We start from the raw sequence: 23,280 nt of genomic DNA on the forward strand, positions 1-23,280 counted from the left end.
CAAGCTACGGAAAAACCAGAGGAAAAAGCCAAATCGCGGCGCGGGGATCGTTTGCATTGCGAAGGCCCATTCCCTATGATGGGATCGTTTACGCGCGGCACGCGGCCGCACGGGGACGACATCCATGCTCGACCTTTTACGAAAACGCAAGCGTTCCTGGATCATCACCTTCTTTCTCGGGATCATCATCCTTGTCTTTGCGCTCTTCTACGGGGGGACGAAGCTCCGCGACCCGTCGTCGCCCGACGTCGCCGAGGTGAACGGCGAGCCGATCACGCGCCGGGAATTCGCTCTTTCCTTGCAGCGGGCCATGGAGCGCTACCGCGAGATCTTCAAGGTCACGCTCACACCCGAGCTCGTCAAGGCCATGAATCTCAAAGGCGCGGTGCTCGAGGAGCTGATCGAACGGCGGCTGCTGCTGCAGGAAGCGCGCCGCCTCGGGCTCGCGGTGACCGACGACGAGCTGGCGAATTTTCTTGCGCGCATCCCGGAGTTCCACGACGTCAACCGGCGCTTCAACAAGGAACGCTACCTCCAGGTGCTGCGCGCCAACCGCCTCACGCCAGCGCAGTTCGAGGAAGAGCAGCGGGAAAACCTGACCGTGCAGCGTCTTTACGCCATCGTGCTCGACTCGGTCCGCCTGTCGGAAGCCGAAGCGCGGGAGCGCTATCGATTCGAGCGCGAGATGCTCAATCTCCGCTTCGTCCGCGTCTCCGCGGGAGACTTCATCGCCTCGGCGAAGGTCACCGAGGAAGAGATCAAGAAGTTTTACGAGCGCAACCAGGAGTCCCTGAAGGATCCCCTGCGGGTTCAGGTGGAGTATCTCGCCTATCCGTTCGAAAGGTTCACCGCGGCCGCGACGATCAGCGAAAAGGAGATCGAGGAGTTCTATCAAGCGCATCGCGATGACCGCTTCCATTCGCCGAAGCAGGCCAAGGTGCGCTATATCCTGGTCCGGCCGGCCGGTCCCGATGCCGGGCAGAAGGAGGAAGCCCGGCGCCGCGCCAGCCGGATCGTCGCGGAAGCGCGGGCGGGGAAAGATTTCGCCCAGCTCGCCCGCAGACAATCCGACGATCCCACCGCCGCTCGAGGCGGCGACCTCGGTTGGCTCGCGCAGGGGCAGTTGCCGCCGGAGCTCGACAAGCCCATCTTCGCCCTCGCCAAGGGGGAGATCGGGGGGCCGGTGGAAAGCCCCGCCGGCTTCAGCGTCTTCAAGGTCGAGGAGATCAAACCGGAAAAAACACAGACGCTGCAGGAAGCCATGCCGGAGATCCGGCGCGCGCTGCTGATCGACAAGAGCAGGCGCGAGGCGGGGAACGCGGCGGACCGGGATCGCGCCAGGGCGCTTTCGGGCGCGGACTTCGCCAGGCTGGCGAAGGAAAGCGGCGCGACGCTGAGCACCACGAGGCATTTCGCCGCCGGCGAGATCCTGCCGGAAATCGGGCCGGCGCCGGACTTCTACAAGAACGCTCTTTCCCTGGGACCGAAGGAGATCAGTCCGGTGATCGAGGGGCCCAACGCCTTCTACATCCTCAGGGTGAAGGATCGTAAAGAGCCGTCGCTGCCGCCTCTGGAAACCGTGCGATCGAAAATCGAAAAGGGGCTCACGGAATCGAAGGCCCGCGAGTTGATGCTGCAGCAGGCCAACACCCTGCTCGACCAGCTCAAGAAGAGCCAGGACCTCGAGAAGGTCGCCGCGGAACACGGCCTTAAGGTCGAAGAGACCGGATGGTTTCCGCGCGGCGCGACGCAGATCCCCAAGATCGGCGATCTCCAGGAACTGCGCGGCGGAAGCCTCGGTATCTCAGCGCAAAAGCCCGTGGCGGAAAGGGTCTTCGTGCAAAAGGACGCCGCCTTCCTGCTCGCGCTCAAGGACCGGCGTGACGCCGACATGGCGGAGTTCGAAAAGGAGAAGGAGACTTTCATGAAGCAGGTGCTGGCGGAAAGCCGCCAGCGCCTGCTGGAAAAGCTCAAGGACGGCCTCAAGGCGAAGGCCAAGATCGAGCTCCGCATCGGCTCCCTCGAGGAGCTCTGATCCGGCGCCCACAAACGCAGAGATCATCGTGCAGATCGTGCTGTTGCGCCACGCCGCCACGGACTGGAATCTCGAGGGGCGCTGCCAGGGCAGCTCCGACCTCGAGCTCAACGCCACCGGCATCGGCCAGGCCCGGGCGGTCGCGGAGCTTCTGGCCGGGGAAAGAATCCATGCCGTCTACTCCAGCCGCCTCAAGCGGGCGCGCCAGACCGCCGAGCTCGTCAGCCGGCCTCACGGTCTTGGGGTCGCCGTTGAAGAGGATCTCCACGAGCTCGACCACGGGCAGCTTGAAGGGCTCACCTTCGACGACGTCAAGATCCGCTACTCGGAGTTCCTCGAGCGCTGGCGAACCGAACCGGCGGAAATCCGCGTCCCGGGCGGCGAAAAGCTGGTCGAGGTGGCGGAGCGCGCGTGGAACGGCTTGAACCGCATCGTTCTGCGCCACCGCGACGAGGAGACCCTGGTCGTGGTGAGCCATCATTTCCCCATTCTCGGCATCGTCTGCCGCATCACCGGCACCGATCTCAACCGCTACCGGACCTTTCGCCTCGAGCCCTGCAGCCTCACCCGCCTGAACCTCTCGCCGGCCCGTCGGTGGTCGATCACCGAGATGAACGGCGTCCCGTGTGCGCCGGGGACTCCGGCGCAGCCCCTGGAGGGCTAGTCAGTCCTCGCCGCGCAGCAGCTCGACCGCGAAGAACAACGCGGCCAGCATGGCGTAGCCGCCGGCGAACTCCGGTGCCGCCAGCAGCCCGAACCGGTTCACCACGCCCCCGGGCGTCAACTCGTAGGCATGGATGATGCCCAGCGCCGAGAACGCGGCCGCCGCCAGAGACCACGCGCCGGCCGTCTTGAAGCGCCGCTCGATCAACGCCACGCCGATGGCGGCGACGATCATCGACGTGAAGATGAACCCCTGCTGCAGAGAGACCATACCGTGCATCGCCGGGCTCTGGCCGAAGGGCGCGAGCCCGACCGTGTAAAGCGATTTTCCCGCCGCTCTCAGCCCGGTCTCCACCATGAGAAGCCCCCAGGCGGCGAGCGCCGGCACGATTCCGAGAGCCACCGCGGGCGCGTGCTCGCGCGGTATCTCCTGAAAGGACTGGGCCACGATGATGATGCCGATGTAGAGCAGGATGCCGATTCCCGCCTCCAGCGGAATCAAGGCCAGCGCCGCCTGAATGGTTCCGGTAAGGCAGAGGGACGCGATGAACAAGCCGTTGAGACTGGAGTAGCCGGAGCGGGCTCCGAGCTTCTTCCAGCCCGGGTGGCCGATGTAGATCGTGGTCGAGAAGACGCTCCCGAACAGCGCCGCCGCCACCGAGCCGATCCCGTTGACGAGGAGCGAGGGAAACGTGGAGTAGGAGTCGCCGGCGGCCTCGGCGCTTTCTATGTTCTGCAGAGAGCCGACGACGTTGAAAATTCCCATCGGCAGGATGACCGAGAGATAGTTGAGGAATCCCGGATCGCGCAGCGCTTCCCACAAAGGCCCGCCGGTGAACTCGGGAAGCGACAGCCCGAAGCGGAGCGGCGCCGTGGCGCTGCGCGCGGTGCCCAGGAGCCAGCCGAGCCCGGTGCCCACCGCCACCGCCGCCATGCCCCCGGGAAGGCCGAGCGGCAGCCTCTGGCGCGAGAAGTAGGCCACGAAGATCAGCGCCATGGGAAGCAACGCGACCAGCGGTTGCGCGAAAATCCTGAACGTGAAATCCATCGAGATGAACGTGATGGCGATCCCGGCCAGCGCCGAGAGCAGGGCGGCGCGCGGCGTCACGCGGCGCACGCTCTCGGCGACGAACGCACCGGCGATCTCGATGACGCCGTTGAAGAAGCAGGCCACCAGCCCCACCCGCCAGGCCTTCACCGGGTCCCCCGTCTCCTGATAGACGGGGAGCATGATGAAGAAGACGAATGCAAAGAGGCTCACCGTGTTGATGCCGTAGGGCAGCGCCGTGACGTCTTCCCGGCCCGTACGGCGGGCGAGCTGACGGGCCTGCCACGCATAGAACAGATTTCCGACCAGGATGGAAACCGCCGCGCCCGGAAGGATCCGGCCGAAGATGTAGCCGTCGGGCAAGTGGATCAGCTCCCGGCAGAACGTCACGATCAGGACCAGCTGGATCAGATTGTCGATCATCAAGCCGAAAAACCCGTCCAGGTCCTTGCGCACGAACCACGGCGGGTTGAACGTCGACTGCGCCATAGTGCCGCCCTTTGCGTCGAACAGAATGTCGCTTATGTAACGGCTCCCGCTCCTGGCTGTCAAATGCACGACAGCGAGGGTTGCAAGCGCCGGACGCGGACGCTAAGAGTGGACCGATGGCGACGTTGTATTACCGGGATCTCGGGCGGGTGGAGTATCTGGAAGCCCAGGCGCTCCAGGAAAGGCTCGCCGATCTGAGGCGCCGGAATCTCTGTCCCGACACGCTGCTGTTCGTCGAGCATTTCCATGTCTACACGCTCGGCCGCGGCGGCAGGCGGGAAAACGTGCTCACGCCGGGCGCGATACCGGTCCACCGCGCCAGCCGGGGGGGCGATGTTACCTATCACGGGCCCGGGCAACTGGTCGTCTACCCGGTGATCGACCTGCGCTCCCGGCTCCGCAAGGAGGTGCATCGCTATCTCAAGAATCTCGAGCTGGCGGCGATCGATCTCCTCGCGGAGTACGGCATCGAGGCCAGCCGCCGCCCTCCCTATACGGGCGTCTGGATCGGCGACCGCAAGATCGCGGCGATCGGGGTCGCCGTCCGCCGCGGGGTGACCCTTCACGGCCTCGCCCTCAACGTCGATCCCGACCTCGCGTACTTCGGCGCGATCGTCCCGTGCGGGCTTCGGTGGGCCGGGGTCACCTCGATGGCGCGGGAGCTCGGAACGGCGCCGCGAGGCGAAGAGGTCAAGAGCCGATTTCTAGGCTGCTTCGCGCGCCGCTTCGGCTACGGCGAGACCCGCGCAGCCCCGGACGATCGCTTTATCGCGGAACCGTCGCCGAACGCCGCCGCGCGCAGCGCGTGAACGAGGGAAGCAAACGCCATGGGCCGAAGGCATCCGGACTGGATCAAGGTCAGACCGCCGGGAAATCCCAACTATCTCCGGCTCAAACGCACGCTGCGGGCGAAGAATCTCCACACCGTTTGCGAGGAAGCCCGCTGCCCCAATATCGGGGAGTGCTGGGGCCACAATACCGCGACTTTCCTGATTCTCGGCGATACCTGCACGCGCGGCTGCCGCTTCTGCGCGATCGGCAAGGGGGTGCCCTCGGCGCTCGATCCCGAAGAACCGCGCAACGTGGCGCGCGTGGTCAGAGAATTGGGGCTCGAGCACGTCGTGGTCACCTCGGTCGATCGCGACGACCTTCCCGACGGCGGCGCCAGGCATTTCGCGGAGACGGTCTTCTGGATCAAGGCCCTCAACCCGGGGGTTCGCGTCGAGGTCCTGATCCCCGACTTCAAGGGCGACCTGCGCTCGCTCAGGACCGTGCTCGACGCGGGCGTGCACGTGCTGAACCACAACATCGAAACCGTCCCGCGCCTCTACGGCAGGGTGCGACCCGGCCACAGCTACGAGCGCTCGCTCGGCCTCCTCGCGCGAGCGAAGGAGATGCGCGCCGACGTTCTGACCAAGAGCGGCCTCATGCTCGGCGTCGGCGAGGTCCGGGACGAGGTCCTGCAGACGCTCGCGGATCTCCGCGCGCACGGGGTCGACATCGTCACCCTCGGCCAGTACCTCCAGCCCTCTCCCAAGCAGCTCAAGGTCGAGCGCTACCTTGCGCCGAGCGAATTCGAAGAGTTGAAGGCCGACGCCGGGCGGCTCGGCTTTCGTCACGTGGAATCCGGTCCGCTCGTGCGCAGCTCCTATCACGCCTGGAGCCACGTCGCTCCGGCCGTTTCCTGACGCGGCGAGCCGGCGCGACCTCCCGCCGAGCCCGCCCGTCCGGCTTTTCAGCTTGACAGCCTCGGTGGAGATTCGATAGCGTGCGCCCAAGCCAATGCCCGGACGGCCGTTCCTGCTGATTCCCGGCCCGGCGCTGATTCCCGAGAGAATCTCGCGGGCCATGTCCCAATCCCTGATCGATCACCGGGGACCGGAGTTCGCCTGCCTGCTCCGCGAGGTCCTGGACGGGCTGAAGAGAATTTTTCAGACCTCGTCGGCCGAAATCATTCTCTGCCCCGGCTCCGGCACCGGCGCCTGGGAATCATGCGTGGTCAACACCCTCTCTCCCGGAGACCGTGTCCTCGGCTGCGTCAACGGCCACTTCAGCGAGCGGTTCTGCGACACCGCCAGGGCCCACGGCATCGAGGTGGAGGAGATCGAGGTGCCCTACGGCGCCGCGATTCCCGCTGAGACCGTGCATGCGCGGCTCGAATCGGACGCGCGGCGCGACATCAAGGCCGTCCTGGTCCTGCACAACGAGACCTCCACCGGCGTGGTCAACGACATCGCCGCCATCCGCCGGGCCATGGACCGCTGCGGCCATCCGGCGCTGCTCCTGGTCGATGTCGTGAGCTCGCTGGCGTCGATCGATTTTCGCTTCGACGAGTGGCGCGTCGACGTCGCCCTCACGGGAGCGCAGAAGGGGCTCATGCTGCCGCCCGGAATGGCGATCCTGGCGGTCAGCGCGAAAGCCCTCGAAGCCAATCGTTCAGCGAGATGCTCGCGTTACTTCTGGGACTGGGCCCCGGTGCTCGAGCGCAACGCGCGCGGCGAGTTTCCGTTCACGCCCGCGACGGCGCTGATCTTCGGCCTCAAGGAAAGCCTGGCGATGCTCGAGGAGGAGGGACTTGCCAACGTCTTCGCCCGCCACGCGCGGCTGGCCGAGGCGTGCCGACGCGCGGTGCAATCGATGGGGCTGAGCCTGCTTGCGCGCAAGCCCGAGCAGGCTTCGAACACGTTGACGGCGGTTTGCATGCCCGAAGGGCTCGACGCCGACGCCTACCTGGCGCACGCGCGGCGAACGCTCGAGCTGCCACTGGGGCCGGGGTTGGGAAACGTCAAGGGCAAGATCTTTCGGATCGGACACCTCGGCAGCCTCAACGAGCTCGAGCTGCTCGGCGCCCTGGCGGGGATCGAGATGACCCTGACGAGCTTCGGCGTCCCCGTGCCTCTCGGAGCGGGGCTGGCCGCGGCCGAAACCTATCTTTTGCGCACGGCAAGCGGAACGGGGTCCGGCCGATGAGGATCGACCCGGAGAAATGCGTGGCCTGCGGCAACTGCCTGGCCGTGTGCCCGATGGGAGCGATTTACATCGATCCCGCGCTCAACCGCGCGCGCGTGAACGCGGACGAATGCGTGGAGTGCTTCGCCTGCTATCGCGGCATGTCCAGGGAGCACCTGAACCCGCGCTTCGTGCGGGCGATTCGCAAGGCGGCGCACCTGTTGCGGTTCCGCTTCGACCCCGAGCCCGATATCTGTCCGACCGATGCGTTCGCGCCCGACGACCTCCAATGGCCGCGGCTCGTGCGCCGGGCTTTCTCCGACCCCCAGGTGCCGCACGAATCGACCGGCATCCACGGACGCGGCACCGCCGAGGTCAAAACCAACGACGTCACCCGCCGGGTGGGAGAGGGCGAGGCCGGCTTCGTGATCGAGTTCGGGCGGCCGGGAGTCGGCGCCCGCTTCCGGGACATCGAGCGGGTCACCCGGGCCCTGGCCGAGCTGGGCATCGAGTTCGAACCCGACAATCCCGTGACTTCGCTCATGAGCGATCGGAAGCGCGGTCTTCTCGACCCGGAGATCCTCGACGAGAAAGTGCTTTCGGCGATCGTGGAGATCAAAACCCGTCTGGAAGAGGTGCCCATGGTGTTGCGGCGTATCCGGCGGATTTCACCCGAGGTCAACACCGTGATCAGCATTGGCGTTTCCACCCGTTGCGGCGCCGGGGGCGAAGAACCGCTGCGGGAAATGCTCGAGCGCGAGGGATATCCGACCTACCGGGGAAAAACGAACCTCGGCCTGGGGCGGGCCGCGGCGGTTCACGATGCCGGCTGACCGGATCGCGCTTGTAGCGCGCGACGCTCCGCGGTGCGGTCCCGGCCGCTCGGGGTGTTTTGCGCCGGGCTTCCGGCCGAGGTTCCGATGACCAACACGCTCCACCGTTACAGCGAGCATTACGCGACCGAGCGGCCGCGTGACCCGGAGCCCGTGCGGGACGATTTCGTCGTCTTTGCGATGGCGACTCGGGGGGTGAACGACGACGATCTCGTAGCCAAATACCGCGCGTTCCTGCGGCTCGCGCTCAAACACCGCCCGGTCAACATCGGAGATGCCACGCGGGGCGGCGCGTTTCGGCCCCAACGGGCCCTCGATCCGACCAGCCACTGGCGCCGCGACACGGGAGCCGACGCGGAGGCGGTCATCGCCGGCATCGAGGGACACACCACCGTGGCGGCCGTCTTCGACCGCTACGAGAACATGAGGGCGTTCGTCGCCGAGCTGCGCGACGCCGATCTCGGGATCTCGGTCAACATCAGCGCCCCGATGGACGAGGCGAACCGCTGCTGCCGCGAAGCGGGGATGACGCGCCACAGCGTCGAATATTCCCTCGGCTTCTGCGGCCGCGTGGACAAGCTTCCCGACTCGCTCGTGCTCGAGCTCACGACGATGTGCGGTCACGGCATGATCAGCGCCGCGCTGGCCAGGAAAATGATCGACTGGGTGAAGGAAAACCGCCGCGGCGCCGCGGAGGCGGCGCGGGTGATGGCGCGGTTCTGCAGCTGCGGCGTCTTCAATCCCAGCCGCGCCGAAGCGATCCTCGAATCGGCGCGCACGAGGAATCCCTGAGGCGGTCCGCTCCGCGGCGAACAAGCGAGGAAAGGAGAAGGCGATGAAGCGAGCGCTTTTCGGTCTTGTGGCCTTGGGCTGGCTGCTGGCGGCGCAGGGATCGCGGGCGCAGAGCACGACCCTCAGGCTCGGCCACGTCGGGTTTCCGGGCTCTCTGTTCGCGCTGACCACGGACGAGTACGCCAGGCGCGTCAACGCGGCGCTGAAGGGCAAGCTCGAGATCAAGGTGTTCCATTCGAGCCAGCTCGGCAGCGACGAGCAAATGATGCGCGGCGTCAAGCTCGGCGCCCCGGAGATGTTCCTGCCCTCGACCGTAATGAGCACGGTCGAGCAGAAGTTCGGCGTCTTCGAGATGCCCTACATCATCGTCAGCCGGGCGCACATGAAGAAGGTCGCCGAAAACCCTGAGGCGCGCAGAACCCTGTTCGACGGCCTTCCCGCCAAAGGGATCAGGGTGCTCGGCGTGTGGGAAAACGGCTTTCGCCACATCACGAACAACGTCCGGCCGATCGTCCGGCCTGAGGACCTCAAGGGAATCAAGCTGAGAGTTCCCGGCGGCGTCTGGCGCGTGAAGATGTTCAAGACCTACGGCGCCAACCCCTCACCCATGCCTCTCGCGGAGGTCTACTCGGCGCTGCAATCCGGCGTGATGGACGGCCAGGAAAATCCCTTTCCGCAGATCGCCTCCGCCAAGTTTCACGAGGTTCAGAAGTTCCTTTCGCTGAGCGGCCATGTCTATACGCCCGCCTACCTCGTGATCGGCGAAGAGTCATGGAAAAAGCTGCCCGCGGACGTCCAGGCGACGCTGTCCCGCGTCGCCGCCGAGATCGGGGATTTCGCCCGCGCCGAAGGTGAGCGGCTCGACAGAGAGCTCATGGGCAGGGTCGCGCCCCCCATGAAGGCGAACGAGGTCGACAAGGAGGCTTTCATCAAGGCCTCGGCCGCGATCTACGAAGAGTTCGGCAGGGAAGTGCCCGGCGGCCGGGATCTCGTCAAGCTCGTCCAGTCGCTGCGATGACCGCCCCGCCCGGGCCCGGAACCTAGAACGACGATGGGCAAAATCTTCGGCGCCGCGGCGGCGCTGCTGGAGTGGTGGGCGGTCTTGCTGCTGTTGCTCCTGGTAGGCCTGGTGTCGCTCGGGGTTTTTTGCCGCTACGTGCTCGAGGCCTCCCTCGTCTGGTACGACGAGTTCGCGTCCTATCTCCTCGTCTGGCTCACGTTTTTCGGCGCCGTGAACGCCTCCTACCGCCGCCGCCACATCGGCTTCGACATCCTGGTGGCGCGCCTTCCCGGCGGCGCGCGCGCCGCCGCCGAGGTGCTGGCCGAGCTTTTCATCCTGGTTTTCCAGGCGGTGCTTCTGTATCACGGCTGGATCCTGACCCGAAAAATGGGGGACGAGACCGCCGTGTCGCTTCCCTGGGTTAAGATGGGATGGGTCTACAGCGTGCTTCCCCTCACCGGCGCCCTGATGCTCCTGATCAGCCTGGAGCGGCTGGCCCGGCTGCTCCGCGGCGGGGGCGGCGAGAAAGGACCGGAACTGGAGTGGAGTGGCTCATCCTCGGAGTAATCGTCCTGCTCACGGCGATCAATGTCCCGATCGCCTTCGCGCTTTCCCTCACGGTCGTCTTCTTCCTGCTCTGGAACGGCACCGCTCCCCTCAGCGTGGTCCCCCTGAACCTGTTTTCAGGCGCGTCGAGCTTCCCGTTGCTCGCCATTCCGCTTTTCATCCTTGCCGGCGGCCTGATGGAAACCTCGGGCATCTCGCTCCGTCTGGTGAATCTCGCCAACAGCCTGGTCGGCTTCATCCGCGGGGGGCTCGCCATGGTGACGGTGGTGGCCACCATGATCCAGAGCGAGATCTCGGGCTCCTCGGTCGCCGACGCGGCGGCCATCGGCAACGTGGTCATCCCGGCGATGGAAAAGCGGGGCTACCCGCGGGCGCTGAGCGCGGCCATCGTCTCCAACGCCGCTTCCGCCGCCATTCTCATTCCGCCTTCGATTCCGATGATCATTTACGCCTGGATGGCGGAGGTCTCCGTCGCCAAGCTCTTCCTCGCGGGCTTCCTTCCCGGCGCGATCGCGGGCGCGAGCATGATGGCGCTCAGCTACTATTACGCCCGCAAGTACAACTTTCCCACCGAGCAGCGCTTCACGCTTGCCGCGGCCGGCCGCTCGCTGTTCCGCGCCTTCTGGGCGTTGTTCATTCCGATCGTCATCTGGGGCGGCATCCTGCTCGGCGTGGCGACGGCGACCGAAGTCGCCGCGCTCGCGGTGCTCGCCGCCTTTCTGATCGGCACGTTGATCTACCGCGAGCTGCCGCCCCGGGAGCTGGCGCGCGTGCTGAAGGAGTCGGCCGCACAGACCGCCGTCGTGATGCTGATCGTCGCCTCCTCCGCCGTGCTCGGCTGGTTCCTGACCAGCGAGCAGATCCCGCAGAAATTCGCCCGCGCGATCCTCGAGACGACCTCGAACCGCACCTTGATCCTGTTGTTCCTCAACGCGTTCTTCTTCGTCGCGGGAATGTTTCTCCATTCCGCGGCGGCGATCATCCTGGTCGTCCCGATCGTGATGCCGCTGGTCCGCCAGATCGGCGTCGATCCGATTCACTTCGGGATCATCGTGACGATCAACCTGGGCGTGGGCCGGCAGACGCCGCCTGTGGCCACGGTCCTGTTCACGACGGCGGCGATCGCGCGCCTGCCTTTCTGGGAGGTCTTCAAGGCCGGCTGGCCGTTCACGGCGGTGCTCGCCCTGGTCACGCTCCTGGTCACCTACGTCCCCTGGATCAGCGTCGGCCTGGTCGGGCTGGTGGACTGGTGACGGCCTCGAGGCTCCCGGTGCCCGATCATCCGGGCCGCGCCGCAATACGGGCCGACAGCCAGCGCGCCGTACGCAGCAAGCGCGCGTCGCCCAGCCGCGGGCCCACCAGCTGCACGCCAATGGGGAGACCGCTCGCGCTCTGCATCAGGGGGAGGCTCAGCGCCGGCATGCCGCACAGCGTCCAGAGCGTGCAAAACGAAGGATCGCCGGTGCTGTCGAGCCCCTTGGGCGCCGGTCCGGGCGCGGCCGGAGTCAGGATCGCGTCGTAGCGCTGCTCGAAGAGCTCGCGGAGGCTCTCGTAGAGGGGCGGCACCCGGGCGAGCGCGCGCTGGTAGTCGACCGCAAGCACCCGCCGGCCCTGCTCGATCTGCGCGCGCAGAACCCGAGAAAGACGCTCCCGCCCGGTGTTCCATTCGCGCTCGAGACTCGCGGCCATTTCCGCCGCCATGATCGTCTGGTGCCATTGCCACGCTTCGAGCGCCGACGGAACCAGCTCGACCTCTTCGACCTGAGCCCCCAGCTCCTCCACCAGCTCGCCGAAGCCTTTCCTGGTCTCGGCGTCGGCCCGCTCCCAGTACGGGGTCTTGACGAAGGCGAACATCGGCGGCAAAGGAGGCTCTTCGGCCGCCAGGCGCGCGTAGGGCAGGCGCGCGTAGGGCAGCGTGTCCGGGTCGCCCTCGTCGGGCCCGGCGAGCGCTTCGAGGAGGAGCGCGAGGTCCTCGAGCGCGCGCGCGAAAAGCCCCACGTGGTCCAGCGTGCGCGACAGCATGAAGGCTCCGCGGCGCGGGATCAGGCCGTAGGTCGGCTTGAAGCCGAGCACGCCGCAAAAGGCCGCCGGTCGGATCGTCGAGCCGTTGGTCTGGCTGCCGATTGCGGCCGGGACCATTCCGGCCGCGACCGCAGCGGCCGAGCCGCTCGACGATCCACCCGGCGTGTGCTCGGCGTTGTGCGGATTGCGCGTCTTCCCCGGGGCGAGAAAGGCGAACTCGGTCGTCACGGTCTTGCCCATGACGATTGCGCCGGCCGCGCGCAGCCTGGCGACCGCCGCGGCGTCGGAGGCCGGCGTGCGCCCCGCGCAAAGCACCGAGCCGTTCTCGGTCGGCATGTCGGCGGTATCGAAGATGTCCTTGACGCCGACCGGAACCCCGTGGAGCGGCCCGGTCGCACGCCCGGCCGCGCGCCAGCGATCCGCCGCGCGCGCCTGTTCGAGCGCGTGCTCGGGGTCGAGAAAGGCCCACGCTTCGATCGCGGCGTCGGCTTCCGCGATCCGGTCCAGGCAGGCCCTGACCAGCTCTTCCGAGCTGATCCTGCCCGCGCGGATCCAGGCGGCGGCCGCGGACGCCGAAAGCCGGGACGGATCTGTCGGTTTCATCCGCCGCTCGTGCTCGGCCGGCGATGCCGGCGCGGTCACTTCCCGTAGAGAAACTCCGGCAGCCACAGCGTCATCCCCGGCCAGAGATACATGAACACCAGGCAGAGAATGACGATCAGCATGTAGGGCATCATTCCCGCGAAGATCTGCTGCAGTGTGACATGGGGCGGAGAAACCCCCTTGAGGTAGAACGCCGACATCGCCACCGGCGGCGACAGGAATGCGGCCTGCAGATTCACCGCCACCATCGTCCCGAACAGCACCGGGTCGATTTGAAAGTGACTCAAGAGCGGAATGAAGATAGGACAGAAGATGACGATGATCTCAGTCCACTCCAGCGGCCACCCGAGCAGAAAAATAATCAGCTGAGCGATGAACTGGAAGCCGAGCGGCGAGAGATTCATGCCGAGCACCCAGCGTTCGATCAAAGATTGCCCCCCGTGGAGCGCGAAGACCGCGGAAAAGAGCGCCGAGCCAACGAAAAGCCAGCAAACCATGGCCGTGGTCTTGGCGGTGAGAAAAACCGATTCTTTCAGGTTGCGCCTGAGTTCGGGCGAGTCCCTGAGGTGACGCAAGCCCGGCCCGAGCGACCCGGCAAAGGTCGCGCCGAGTGAGCTTGACACGAGCAGCTCGACCGGCTGGGCGTTTGTCCATCCGAGAAGCAAACCGGCAAAGGCTCCCGCCAGGCTCCACCACCCGACCTCCCGCGGGTAACGGGCCAGGATCGCCAGATAGAGCGCGCCCAGAGCGCCGATCGCCGCCGACTCGGTGGCCGTGGTGATCCCGAACAGGATCACGGCCAGCACCACGACGGTGAGCACGCCGAGGGGAATAACCGACACGCAAAGCTCCTTGAGAATCTCGAACTGCTCGCCGTCCAGCTGCCGGTAATAAACCAGCAGAATCAGGCCCGAGAGCGCCGCGAGCCCCCAGAACCACGAATAGAAATGGGCAGGAACTCTGTTTCCCGGCTGCGGCGAGACCGCTGCACCGGCCGACTCCATCTGCTCCGGGGGCTGGTCGGACGGCGGCGCCGCCTGCTCGATGGGCGCTTCGCCCAGCCCGAGTTCCTCGGGCTTGTCCGGCACCGGGGAAGCGGGCTCCGGCGCGGCCGGCTCGCCCGCCGCAACCGGTGACGACACCGCGGCCGTTTCAGGCGCGTTGTAGATCACGACGTACCACCAGGCGGTGGCGAAGAGCGCCACGGTCAGGGCGAGCGGAACCAGAAGCACGATCACGTTCTTCAAGAGCAGGCCGTATCCGATCCGGCGCCCGTCGGCCGTGGTCGCACCGCGCAGAAATCCCGGCTTAAAAACCGCAGCCAAGAGGCCGCCCGGAACCCCGGCCCGTCCGGCCTCGAGCTGCCTGAGCCACGGCGGAACTGCGACCCGATACTGGTCGGGCGGAAGGCGAGGCGCGATCTTGGGGTTAAGCATGGCCCAGCCCAGGATATAAAGGAGATAGAGGAAAGTAAGAAAGAACCCGGGCAGCATCGCAGCGGCGTAAAGCTTGACGATCGATTGCCCGGCCACCGCGGCGTATACAATCAGCATCACCGACGGCGGGATGAGGATCCCCAACGTGCCACCCGCCGTGATCGCGCCGGCGGCGAGCCGGACGTCGTAACCCGCGTTCAGCATCGGGCGCATCGCGATGACTCCCATGAGCACCACGACCGCTCCCACGATTCCCGATGCGATGCCCCAGAAGGCGCAGACCAACAGGGTGGTGACCGCGAGGGAGGCGGGCACACGGCGGAAGGCGAGCTGAACGCTGTGAAACATGCGGTCGACGAGCGCGGCGCGCTCCATGATGTACCCCATGAACACGAACAGCGGCACGGAGAGGAGGGTGTCATTGGTCATCACGCCGTACGTACGTTGAACGATCAGGTCGAAAACGTGGTTCTCGTACCATGGCTGCCCCGGCGCCCAGAAAGCGATGTAGCCGAAAATCATTCCGAGCCCCATGAGCGTGAAGGCCGTGGGAAAGCCCATCATGATCGCGACCACGATGAGCCCGAGCATGGTGAGGCCCAGCGCGGGGTCGCTCATGGGTTCTTGTGCTCCACGACGCTGCGGTGTCGGGCTGCCTCGTCGATGGCGTGGGCGCCCTGCATGGCCGTGCGGCGCGACTCCTCGTCGATGAATTCGCTGTGCGCCAGCTGCTCCTGGACGACGTCGATTTCCTCCACGTCCTCCAGCCGCGCCGGCCAGACCCCGGTGCGCAGGCACTCGATGCAGCGCAGCATTTCCGCCAGCCCCTGGAGCATCACCAGCGCCCCGGCAACTGGAATGACCGACTTGAAGTGATACACCGGCGGTCCCTCGGCGGTCACGGTCGAGTGTTCGCCGATACGCCACGAGTCGGCGGCGTAACCGTATCCTGCGTAGATCAGCCCCACGATGCCCGGAACGAAAAACACCAGGTAGAGAACCAGATCGAGCGCAGCCTGAGCCCGCGGCCTGAGGTAGATGTAGACGAAATCGGCGCGCACGTGCCCGGCCAGCGCCAGCGTGTAGGCGCCGCACATCATGAACAGCGTGCCGTAGAGCATGTTGTTAAAGTCGAAGATCCATGCGGTGGGCGCGTTGAGGATATAGCGTTTGAAAACCTCGACCGAAACCACGAAGGTCAGGACCACGATCAGCCAGGCAAAGGCCTTGCCTGACCAGTAACTGATTCGATCGACGGCGCGAACCAAGCCCAAAAACTTCATCGGGGCACGGCGGCAGTATACCTTGGAGAGATGCGGCAGCGAAACGCGAACCGGCGCAGCAGCCCTGGGCGAAAAGCGTTAGCTCTTCTTGCCGGTCGGGCTGGCCGTTCGGGCCGGCCTTCGACCGAAGTAGTGGTCGTAAGCCATGCGGCGGCTGACGTTCGTGTCGAGGTCCCACTTGACCGCCCGTGCGGCGAAACGCTTCTGCGACTCGGCAACCTCCTTGAACAGCGGATTCTCGGCGGATTTTTTGGCCTCGACCCGATCGAAGATTTCCAGCTGCCTTCGGAGAACCGAATCCGGCGTCTTGTAGAACCTCACTTTGTCCTTCGTCTGCATTTCCAGATAATCCTTGGAGTAGCGGTCGATCGCTTTCCACGACATGTCCGCAGAAGCCGCTTCGACCGCGGAGGCGATGATGGCCTTCATCCGGGCCGGCAAGGCATCGAATTTGGTCTTGTTGAACAGAACCTCGAATTGTTCCGCGTTCTGGTGATAGCTCTGCAGCATGCAGACCTTGGAAACATCGGGGAAGCCAAGGACGCGATCGGAGGTGGCGTTGTTGAACTCCGCCGCTTCGATCAGGCCGCGATCCATCGCCGGGACGATTTCAGCCCCGGGCAGCGCGTTTACGGCCGCTCCCATTCCCTGAAACAGATCGATCGAGATTCCCACGGTACGGAACTTGAGGCCTTTGAAATCGTCCGGCTTGGTGATCGGCTTCTTGTACCAGCCGAGCGGCTGCGTCGGCATGGGCCCGTACAGGAACGAGACCACGTTGGCGCCAATGGCCCGGTAGACCTTCTCGAGCAGTTCCTTACCGCCGCCGTACTTGTGCCAGGCGAGCAGCATGTTGGCGTCCATGCCGTAGGCCGGGCTGGACCCCCACAACGCCAGCGCCGTGTTCTTGCCATAATGGTACACGAGCACTCCGTGGCCGCCGTCCAGCGTGCCCTTCGAAACTGCATCCAGCAGCCCGAAGGCCGGCACCACCGCACCGGCGGGCAAAACCTCGATCTTCAAGTCGCCGCCGGTCATGTCGTTGACCTTTTTGGCGAAGTCCAGCGCGAACTCGTGGAAGATGTCCTTTTGCGGCCACGTGCTCTGCCAGCGCATCGTGATCGGCCCCTGGGATTTGGCGATCATCGGAAATCCAAACACTGCCGCGCCGCCGGCGGCAACCGCCGCCTTGAGGACGCTGCGCCGCGACAGCTTGCCGTCACCGGTTGGTTTCTGCTGATTCGGACTGGCCATGGTTCGCCTCCTGTTTTGGATTGAAAAGAGGAAACGCCACCGCTTATCGCCACCGCTTATCGCCACCGCTTATATAGAGTTTGGGAAGTGGCGTCAATCTCAATTGACAGCCCCTCGGCGGGTCGGATAGGTTGTTGGTCGTGCTTCCGCGGAATCCCGTGCCGCAAAGCTGGAAACGGCGGCCTGGGCGCGAGCCTTGCGTCCGAAGCGCCTCCAGACCGCTGCGCCGATCTCCGGGGGCCGGCGGATCATGACCGCACCCGCCTCGCTCGTTTCCGGGCTCGCCGGAATCGTCGGACCGGAGCACGTTCTGGTGGACCCGGCCGACGTGCTGGTTTACGAACAGGACGGCTCCATCTTTCAGGTCCAGCCCGAGGTCGTCGTGCTGCCGGGAAACGTCGAGGAAGTCTCGGCGATCGTCCGCCTGGCGCGCAAGCAAGATGTGCCGATCGTTCCGCGCGGCTCGGGAACCGGCCTTGCCGGAGGCGCCGTCGCGGCCGAGGGCGGCATCGTGCTCTCGCTCGCGCGCCTGGACAGGATCCTCAGGATCGACCTCGCCGACCGCCTGGCCATCGTCGAACCGGGAGTCATCAACGCCGATGTCACGCGCGCCGTGGCCCGGGACGGCTTCTTCTTCGCTCCCGACCCGAGCAGCCAGGCCGCCTGCTCGATCGGCGGCAACATCGCCAACAACTCCGGCGGACCGCACACCCTGGCCTACGGAGTCACCACGAACCATGTCCTGGGCCTCGAGGTCGTCCTGGAGGACGGACGGGTCACCTGGCTCGGAGGCGAAACTCCCGATGTGCCGGGCTATGATCTCCGCGGCGTATTCGTGGGCTCCGAAGGGACGATGGGGATCGTTACCAAGGCGGCCGTGAGGTTGATGAAGAGCCGGGAGGCCGTGCGCACGCTGCTGGCGATTTTCGATCGCATGGAAGCCGCGACCCGTGCGGTGGTGGAGATCACGGCGGCCGGGATCATTCCCGCGGCGCTCGAAATGATGGACCGGACCACGATCGAGGCGGTCGAGGCCGGGTCGCCATCCGGCTTGCCGCGCGACGCCGAGGCGGTCCTGGTCGTCGAAGTCGAAGGGGTGCGGGAGCACGCGGAGCACACGTTGGACCTCGCTCGGGCCGTGTGCGAGCGAAGCGGCGCGCGTGAAACCAGGGTCGCCGACGACGAGGCTGAAAGGGCGCGGATCTGGAAAGCCAGAAAGGGAGCGTTCGGCGCCATGGGAACGCTCGCCCCCAACTACTACGTCCAGGACGGCGTGGTGCCGCGCAGCCGGCTGCCGGAGATGATGCGGCGCGTCGCGGAGATCAGCAGCCGCCACGGATTGCGCATCGCGAACGTCTTCCACGCGGGCGACGGGAACCTCCATCCCAACGTTCTCTTCGACATCCGCGTCCCGGGACAACTGGAGCGCGTGATCGAGGCCGGAGCCGCGATCCTCCGCGCCTGCGTCGAGCTGGGCGGCAGCATCACCGGCGAGCACGGCATCGGCCTCGAAAAAAAAGCCTACATCGGGCTGCTGTTCGACGAGCGCGATCTGGAGGCGATGGCGCGCGTGCGGCGGGCCTTCGACCCGAGCTTCCGTTTCAACCCCGCGAAGCTGTTTCCGACCCCGGCGACCTGCGGCGAGGTGCGCCGGCAGCCCGCGACGATTCCGGCCGGCTTGTGGATTTGAAACCACCGGCCCGCGCGGGTTCGTTTCGTCGCCGCGCGGCGCGGCTGTATTCGAGGATCTCGAGCTGAGGTGCACCCATGGATCACCCGCCACAGCGCGCCGGCGTATCGGCCGCCGCCGACTTCGCCGTTCCCGAGATCGACCGGTGCGTGCATTGCGGGCTTTGCCTGAACCAGTGCCCGACTTACCGGGCGTTGCGCGTCGAAGCGGATTCCCCTCGCGGCCGGATTCACCTCGTGCGGGCGGCAGCCGAGGGCCGGATCGAGCCCGGCGAGCGTTTCCGCCGCCATCTCGATCTCTGCCTGCTCTGCCGCGCCTGCGAAACCGCCTGCCCTTCGGGCGTGCCGTACGGACGGATCGCCGAGCACGCCCGTTCGCTGCTCGGCGTGCCGGGCGGCTGGCGGGGAAAAATCATGCACCTTGCGTTCACGCAGCTGCTTCCCTATCCGAAACGCGTGCGGGCCATGGCGCATATCCTTCGGGCTTACCAGCGAAGCGGCGTGCAGGCGCTTGCGCGGCGTGCTCTGCGCGGACGGTTGAAGGAGCTGGACGCGTTGATGCCGCGGCTGCCGGGCCGCTTCTTCAAGGCACCCTCGCGGCTGCCGGCGGCAGGAGCGCGCCGGGCGAGAGTGGCGATGCTCGACGGCTGCGTGATGCCGCTGCTGTTCAGCGAGGTCCACGAGGCGACGGTCCGGGTTCTGCAGCGGAACGGCTGCGAGCTGGTTTTCCCCGCCGCTCAGACGTGCTGCGGCGCGCTCAACTTGCACAACGGCGAGACGCAAGCGGCCAAAAGAATGGCGCGCCGGAACATCGACGCCTTCCTCCAGGCCGGAGTTGACGCCGTCGTCGTCAATGCGGCGGGTTGCGGCGCCGCCATGAAAGAGTACGGATACCTCTTGCGCGACGATCCCGCGTGGGCCGAAAAAGCCGCCCGGTTCAGCGGGCTGGTCAAAGACGCGGCTGAGCTTCTGGCGGCCCTGGGGCTGCGCGGCCCTCTCGGCCGGCTCGATGTGACCGTCACCTATCAGGACCCCTGCCACCTCGCACACGCCCAGCGCATCAGGGCCGAGCCTCGCCGGCTCCTTGAAGCGATCCCCGGCCTGCAACTGATCGAGATGGAGGGTGCCGATCGCTGCTGCGGCAGCGCCGGAATCTACAATCTCATTCACTCGGAGATGTCGCGCCGGCTGGCGAGCGAAAAATGCCGAGCCGTGGCGGCCACCGGGGCGGCCGCGGTGGTCGCCCCAAACCCCGGCTGCATGCTGCAGCTCGGCTACGCCACCGCCAAGTGGGGGCCGGCCGTGGCAGTCTACCATCTCATGGACCTTCTCGACCGCGCCTACGCCGCAGCGGAGGATGCCCGCCGACTATGAGCGCCGCCGACCGGCTCGCGCAACGCCTCGAATCGGAGCTCGGCCGCGACGCGGTGAAGCTCGACGCGCAAGCCGCAGAGCGCTACGCGGTCGCGGGCAAGGCGCCCCGCGTGGTTTGCTTTCCCTCGTCCGCGGAGCAGGTAGCCTCGATACTGCGCCTCAGCTCGGAAGCCGAGGCCGCCGTCGTACCGTGGGGCGGGGGGACGGCCATGCGGGTCGGCAACCCGCCGAGGCGCTGCGACCTCGTCCTTTGCCTCGGCTGCCTCGACCGCGTCGTCGAGCACGATCCCGCCAACCTGACCGTCATCGTTGAGTGCGGGATTACGCTTCGAAGGCTGCAGGAATCCCTGGCGCCGCACCGCCAGTTCTTCGCCGTCGACCCGCCACGCCCCGGCGACACGACGATCGGCGGGATCGTTGCAGCCAACCTGAACGGGCCGAGGCGGGCGTCACACGGGGCGGTGCGTGATCTCGTGATCGGCCTCAAGGCCGCGCTGCCGAGCGGGGAGCGAATCAAGGCGGGAGGAAAGGTCGTCAAGAACGTCGCCGGTTACGACATGTGCAAGCTCTTTACGGGCTCCTTCGGCACGCTCGGAGTCTTGACGGAGGCGACGCTGCGGCTGGCGCCCGCCCCCGAATCGGCCGCCACGTTCCTCGCTTCCGGCTCCTTCGACCGCGTGGTCGCCCTCGCCGCGGAGCTCTCCGGTTCCTTCCTGCTTCCTGCGGCGGTCGCGCTTCTCAGCCCCCGGGCGCTGCCAGTATCACCGGAGGTGCCCACCGTGGCGGTCTGGTGCGAGGGCTTTGCCGCGGCGGTAGCTCGACATTTGCGGGATCTCGGATCGATGGCGAAGCGCAGCGCGCTCTCCAGCGAGGTTCTCGAAGACGAGGGCCACCGGCGTTTTTGGACGGCGGTCGGGGACTTTCCGCTGGGCAACGACGGGGCGGTTTACAGATTGACCGTGCCCCTGAGCGCCGTCGGCACGGTGGTGAAGACTCTTACCGCGCCGACCGGCCCGGCGGCCCCCAGGGTCGTGGCGCACGCCGACAGCGGCACGATCTGGGTCGCTCCGGATGAGAAGGAGCCTGCCGCTTCCTTCGACAGCCTCGCGGGCCTGGCGCTCTCTCATCGCGGCCATGCCATGCTCTTTTCCCGACCTCCGGGCCTGCCCGCCGGCCTCGATTCCTGGAGAGCGCCGCCGGACAATCTGGCCCTGATGCGCGAGATCAAGCGGCAGTTCGACCCTGCGGGTCTGCTGAACCCGGGACGTTTCGTGGCAGGAATCTGACGGGGCGCGCCGCTCGGACCGCCGACGGGCGTGAGACGATTCCTAGGGAAACCGAAAAACCCATTGCGGCAGGGCATTGTCCAGTCCGTAAGCCGCCGAGCCCCGCAACGCAAAATAGAGCGCCGCCGCCAGCAAGACGAGGTTGTCCCGAATCCCCACCTCGTGCGCATGGTAGGATTGACGGTGGAAAACCCGGAAGGTGTCCCGCGCTTTTTCATCGGTGAGAGTATTGGCGACGGCAGGCGCCATTGCCGGTAAAACTTTGAGCCAGTAGTAGTGCACGTTGAACGTCGGCAGGAGAAAAACAACGAGCATGGCCGCCGAGATCCGGGTTTGGAACCCCGCGGCTACCCCGAGCCCCCCGGCCAGCATGAGGAACGTCGCCGCAGCGCCGAAAAACGTCGCCCCTCGCGGGAACACCAGGCTTGCCGTGCGCACGGGGTTGGGCCAGCGACGAACGTTGCTCAGCCCGCTGACGAGAAACCGCCAGCCCAAGACCAGCCGCAACGCCGCCTCGGCGATCAAAATCGCGCTCGCCCCGTCCAAAGCCGTCCTCCACGCCTCGGGGGGAGGACTATACGCATGTCGAAACCCTTCGTCAAATCTCGGGCCCCTTCGGCTCGCGTGCCGGACAAAAATGATCGGCGCCGGCGTTTTTTTGTTTGTCTCGGGAAATAAAATTTCCTACAATACCGCCCCGACTGGACCAGGGTTAACGGCATGAGCTTTGCTCGAATCGACAAGAGCGCGAGGGCAATGTCGAAACGTTTCGTGCGAACTCATTGGCTTTTGATTTCGGCCGTGCTGGCGCTGGCCCCGGTTCGCGCCCGGGCCGAGACCGCGCCGGCCGAGCCCCTTCCGCTGCTCCCCGGACTGGAAACCCCGGTGGAGTTCTGGAAGCGGATCTTCGGCGAGTTCAGCGTGACGCAGCTGGTTCTCTTCGATCCGCTCGACATGAGCGTGATCTACGATGTCGTTGAGGTCGGCGACGAGAACCTTTCGCAGCGCGAAATCGACGCGCACCGCCGCCGGGTCGCCGCCGAACGTAACGTCGATCCCGACCGCGTCAAGGCGCAGCGCGGCATCAAGGAACGCACCGCTGCGGGCTTGAGGCGCGCCGGACGCTACCTCGGGCAGATCCAGGAGATCTTCCGCGAGCGGGGCCTGCCGGTGGAGTTGAGCTATCTTCCCCTCGTCGAATCGTCCTTCGACATCAACGCGCGCTCCCGCGCCGGGGCGTTGGGAATGTGGCAGTTCATGCGCCGCACCGGCAGACAATTCCTCCGCATCGACTGCTGCATCGACGAGCGCAAAGACCCGCTGGAGTCGACGCGTGCGGCCGCCGAGCTGCTCGCCCGGAACTATCAGGTGCTGGGAAACTGGCCGCTGGCGATCACCGCCTACAACTACGGCACCGCAGGAATGGCTCGGGCGGTCGCCGAAGTCGAGTCCGACAACCTGGTGGAGCTGATCGAGAGGTACACGCACCCGAACTGGGGATACCCGTCGAAGAATTTCTATGCGGAATTCCTGGCCGCGGTCGAGATCGCCAGGAACGTCGAACGCTACTTCCCCGGGCTCGATCCCGATCCGCCGCTCGCCGTCCGCGAAGTGGAGGTGAGGAATCGGACGTCGCTGGCCACCCTGATTCGTTCCACCGGGCTCAGCCGAAGCCAGTTTTTCGAGTGGAATCCGGCGCTGAGCTCATCCACCCGGACCGTCCCGGCAGGTTACCGCCTCAAGCTTCCCGCGGACCGCCGCACCGAGCCGGTCGTCGAGGTCCGGTATCGGCCGGCGGACGAACCGGTCATCCGGCATCGGGTGAAACCGGGAGAAACCCTGAGCCGGATCGCGCGCCGCTACCGCACCCCGGTCGAGAAGATCCTGGAGGCCAACGGCATCCGCAAGACGAGCCTTCTGCGCGCTGGAACCACGCTGCTCATTCCGAAGCTTTGAG

20 protein-coding genes are annotated in these 23,280 nt (G+C 66.3%); 14 read left to right on the forward strand and 6 right to left on the reverse strand.

Annotated elements, in window-relative coordinates; translation table 11 throughout:
* Positions 1–124 precede the first annotated feature (124 nt).
* Positions 125–2,035, forward strand: coding sequence for a SurA N-terminal domain-containing protein (locus VNN77_03115; protein HXG50379.1), 1,911 nt, complete (start codon positions 125–127; stop codon positions 2,033–2,035).
* A 28-nt stretch (positions 2,036–2,063) separates the two neighbouring features.
* Positions 2,064–2,699: a histidine phosphatase family protein gene (locus VNN77_03120; GenBank protein HXG50380.1), complete on the forward strand. Its 636-nt coding sequence runs from the start codon at positions 2,064–2,066 to the stop codon at positions 2,697–2,699.
* Here VNN77_03120 and VNN77_03125 read toward each other — a convergent pair whose 3' ends face one another.
* Complete coding sequence (locus VNN77_03125; GenBank protein ID HXG50381.1) at positions 2,700–4,235, reverse strand: NCS2 family permease; 1,536 nt, start codon at positions 4,233–4,235, stop codon at positions 2,700–2,702. It abuts the gene before it with no gap.
* A 116-nt stretch (positions 4,236–4,351) separates the two neighbouring features.
* Here VNN77_03125 and lipB point away from each other — a divergent pair, with 116 nt between their 5' ends.
* The 8 genes from lipB to VNN77_03165 all read left to right on the forward strand — a co-directional run bounded on the left by lipB (position 4,352) and on the right by VNN77_03165 (position 11,629).
* Positions 4,352–5,044, forward strand: coding sequence for a lipoyl(octanoyl) transferase LipB (gene lipB, locus VNN77_03130; GenBank protein ID HXG50382.1), 693 nt, complete (start codon positions 4,352–4,354; stop codon positions 5,042–5,044).
* A gap of 18 nt (positions 5,045–5,062) precedes the next feature.
* Positions 5,063–5,923, forward strand: coding sequence for a lipoyl synthase (gene lipA, locus VNN77_03135; protein ID HXG50383.1), 861 nt, complete (start codon positions 5,063–5,065; stop codon positions 5,921–5,923).
* 94 nt (positions 5,924–6,017) lie between these two features.
* On the forward strand, positions 6,018–7,205 hold the full coding sequence (locus VNN77_03140) for an aminotransferase class V-fold PLP-dependent enzyme (protein ID HXG50384.1): 1,188 nt from the start codon (positions 6,018–6,020) through the stop codon (positions 7,203–7,205).
* Positions 7,202–8,017 (forward strand): 4Fe-4S dicluster domain-containing protein, encoded by an 816-nt coding sequence (locus tag VNN77_03145; protein ID HXG50385.1) that lies wholly within the window; start codon positions 7,202–7,204, stop codon positions 8,015–8,017. The genes VNN77_03140 and VNN77_03145 overlap by 4 nt, the downstream gene beginning before the upstream one ends.
* A gap of 87 nt (positions 8,018–8,104) precedes the next feature.
* On the forward strand, positions 8,105–8,809 hold the full coding sequence (locus VNN77_03150) for a hypothetical protein (GenBank protein ID HXG50386.1): 705 nt from the start codon (positions 8,105–8,107) through the stop codon (positions 8,807–8,809).
* 43 nt (positions 8,810–8,852) lie between these two features.
* The gene (locus tag VNN77_03155; GenBank protein ID HXG50387.1) at positions 8,853–9,827 is read left to right on the forward strand and encodes a TRAP transporter substrate-binding protein; all 975 of its coding nucleotides are present in this window, start codon (positions 8,853–8,855) and stop codon (positions 9,825–9,827) included.
* Between the two features lie 33 nt (positions 9,828–9,860).
* Complete coding sequence (locus VNN77_03160) at positions 9,861–10,376, forward strand: TRAP transporter small permease (protein ID HXG50388.1); 516 nt, start codon at positions 9,861–9,863, stop codon at positions 10,374–10,376.
* A complete protein-coding gene (locus tag VNN77_03165; GenBank protein HXG50389.1) occupies positions 10,352–11,629 on the forward strand; it encodes a TRAP transporter large permease in 1,278 nt (425 codons plus the stop codon). The genes VNN77_03160 and VNN77_03165 overlap by 25 nt, the downstream gene beginning before the upstream one ends.
* 25 nt (positions 11,630–11,654) lie before the next feature.
* Here VNN77_03165 and VNN77_03170 read toward each other — a convergent pair whose 3' ends face one another.
* The 4 genes from VNN77_03170 to VNN77_03185 form a co-directional block, all read right to left on the reverse strand.
* Positions 11,655–13,001, reverse strand: a complete 1,347-nt coding sequence (locus VNN77_03170; protein HXG50390.1) for an amidase — start codon at positions 12,999–13,001, stop codon at positions 11,655–11,657.
* Between the two features lie 35 nt (positions 13,002–13,036).
* Positions 13,037–15,055 (reverse strand): TRAP transporter large permease subunit, encoded by a 2,019-nt coding sequence (locus tag VNN77_03175; protein HXG50391.1) that lies wholly within the window; start codon positions 15,053–15,055, stop codon positions 13,037–13,039.
* Positions 15,052–15,720: a TRAP transporter small permease subunit gene (locus VNN77_03180; GenBank protein HXG50392.1), complete on the reverse strand. Its 669-nt coding sequence runs from the start codon at positions 15,718–15,720 to the stop codon at positions 15,052–15,054. Before VNN77_03180 ends, VNN77_03175 begins: the two co-directional genes overlap by 4 nt.
* 78 nt (positions 15,721–15,798) lie before the next feature.
* A complete protein-coding gene (locus VNN77_03185) occupies positions 15,799–16,974 on the reverse strand; it encodes a twin-arginine translocation signal domain-containing protein (GenBank protein HXG50393.1) in 1,176 nt (391 codons plus the stop codon).
* Between the two features lie 250 nt (positions 16,975–17,224).
* Between VNN77_03185 and VNN77_03190 the strand changes: the two genes are divergently transcribed.
* The 3 genes from VNN77_03190 (at position 17,225) to VNN77_03200 (ending at position 21,323) form a co-directional block, all read left to right on the forward strand.
* Positions 17,225–18,664 carry an FAD-linked oxidase C-terminal domain-containing protein gene (locus tag VNN77_03190; GenBank protein HXG50394.1) on the forward strand — a complete coding sequence of 480 codons (1,440 nt, stop codon included), beginning with the start codon at positions 17,225–17,227 and terminating at the stop codon, positions 18,662–18,664.
* Positions 18,665–18,741: 77 nt separating this feature from the next.
* Positions 18,742–20,037 (forward strand): heterodisulfide reductase-related iron-sulfur binding cluster, encoded by a 1,296-nt coding sequence (locus VNN77_03195; protein ID HXG50395.1) that lies wholly within the window; start codon positions 18,742–18,744, stop codon positions 20,035–20,037.
* Positions 20,034–21,323 (forward strand): FAD-binding oxidoreductase, encoded by a 1,290-nt coding sequence (locus VNN77_03200; protein HXG50396.1) that lies wholly within the window; start codon positions 20,034–20,036, stop codon positions 21,321–21,323. The genes VNN77_03195 and VNN77_03200 overlap by 4 nt, the downstream gene beginning before the upstream one ends.
* Positions 21,324–21,365: 42 nt before the next feature.
* Here VNN77_03200 and VNN77_03205 read toward each other — a convergent pair whose 3' ends face one another.
* A complete protein-coding gene (locus tag VNN77_03205; protein ID HXG50397.1) occupies positions 21,366–21,869 on the reverse strand; it encodes a DoxX family protein in 504 nt (167 codons plus the stop codon).
* Positions 21,870–22,079: 210 nt separating this feature from the next.
* Between VNN77_03205 and VNN77_03210 the strand changes: the two genes are divergently transcribed.
* Positions 22,080–23,279 (forward strand): transglycosylase SLT domain-containing protein, encoded by a 1,200-nt coding sequence (locus VNN77_03210; protein HXG50398.1) that lies wholly within the window; start codon positions 22,080–22,082, stop codon positions 23,277–23,279.
* Position 23,280 lies beyond the last annotated feature (1 nt).

The sequence above is a fragment of the Candidatus Zixiibacteriota bacterium genome, from assembly GCA_035574315.1.
GTDB lineage: Bacteria > Desulfobacterota > Binatia > UBA9968 > UBA9968 > DATLYW01.

What these genes read in the sequence shown, in the direction of transcription:
- VNN77_03160 (HXG50388.1), top strand. Translation starts at nt 9,861, where the DNA reads ATGGGCAAAATCTTCGGCGCCGCGGCGGCGCTGCTGGAGTGGTGGGCG.
- VNN77_03185 (HXG50393.1), bottom strand. Translation starts at nt 16,974, where the DNA reads ATGGCCAGTCCGAATCAGCAGAAACCAACCGGTGACGGCAAGCTGTCG.
- VNN77_03125 (HXG50381.1), bottom strand. Translation starts at nt 4,235, where the DNA reads ATGGCGCAGTCGACGTTCAACCCGCCGTGGTTCGTGCGCAAGGACCTG.
- VNN77_03180 (HXG50392.1), bottom strand. Translation starts at nt 15,720, where the DNA reads ATGAAGTTTTTGGGCTTGGTTCGCGCCGTCGATCGAATCAGTTACTGG.
- VNN77_03210 (HXG50398.1), top strand. Translation starts at nt 22,080, where the DNA reads ATGTCGAAACGTTTCGTGCGAACTCATTGGCTTTTGATTTCGGCCGTG.
- VNN77_03170 (HXG50390.1), bottom strand. Translation starts at nt 13,001, where the DNA reads ATGAAACCGACAGATCCGTCCCGGCTTTCGGCGTCCGCGGCCGCCGCC.
- VNN77_03115 (HXG50379.1), top strand. Translation starts at nt 125, where the DNA reads ATGCTCGACCTTTTACGAAAACGCAAGCGTTCCTGGATCATCACCTTC.
- VNN77_03140 (HXG50384.1), top strand. Translation starts at nt 6,018, where the DNA reads ATGCCCGGACGGCCGTTCCTGCTGATTCCCGGCCCGGCGCTGATTCCC.
- lipB (HXG50382.1), top strand. Translation starts at nt 4,352, where the DNA reads ATGGCGACGTTGTATTACCGGGATCTCGGGCGGGTGGAGTATCTGGAA.
- VNN77_03150 (HXG50386.1), top strand. Translation starts at nt 8,105, where the DNA reads ATGACCAACACGCTCCACCGTTACAGCGAGCATTACGCGACCGAGCGG.
- lipA (HXG50383.1), top strand. Translation starts at nt 5,063, where the DNA reads ATGGGCCGAAGGCATCCGGACTGGATCAAGGTCAGACCGCCGGGAAAT.
- VNN77_03195 (HXG50395.1), top strand. Translation starts at nt 18,742, where the DNA reads ATGGATCACCCGCCACAGCGCGCCGGCGTATCGGCCGCCGCCGACTTC.
- VNN77_03190 (HXG50394.1), top strand. Translation starts at nt 17,225, where the DNA reads ATGACCGCACCCGCCTCGCTCGTTTCCGGGCTCGCCGGAATCGTCGGA.
- VNN77_03175 (HXG50391.1), bottom strand. Translation starts at nt 15,055, where the DNA reads ATGAGCGACCCCGCGCTGGGCCTCACCATGCTCGGGCTCATCGTGGTC.
- VNN77_03145 (HXG50385.1), top strand. Translation starts at nt 7,202, where the DNA reads ATGAGGATCGACCCGGAGAAATGCGTGGCCTGCGGCAACTGCCTGGCC.
- VNN77_03155 (HXG50387.1), top strand. Translation starts at nt 8,853, where the DNA reads ATGAAGCGAGCGCTTTTCGGTCTTGTGGCCTTGGGCTGGCTGCTGGCG.
- VNN77_03200 (HXG50396.1), top strand. Translation starts at nt 20,034, where the DNA reads ATGAGCGCCGCCGACCGGCTCGCGCAACGCCTCGAATCGGAGCTCGGC.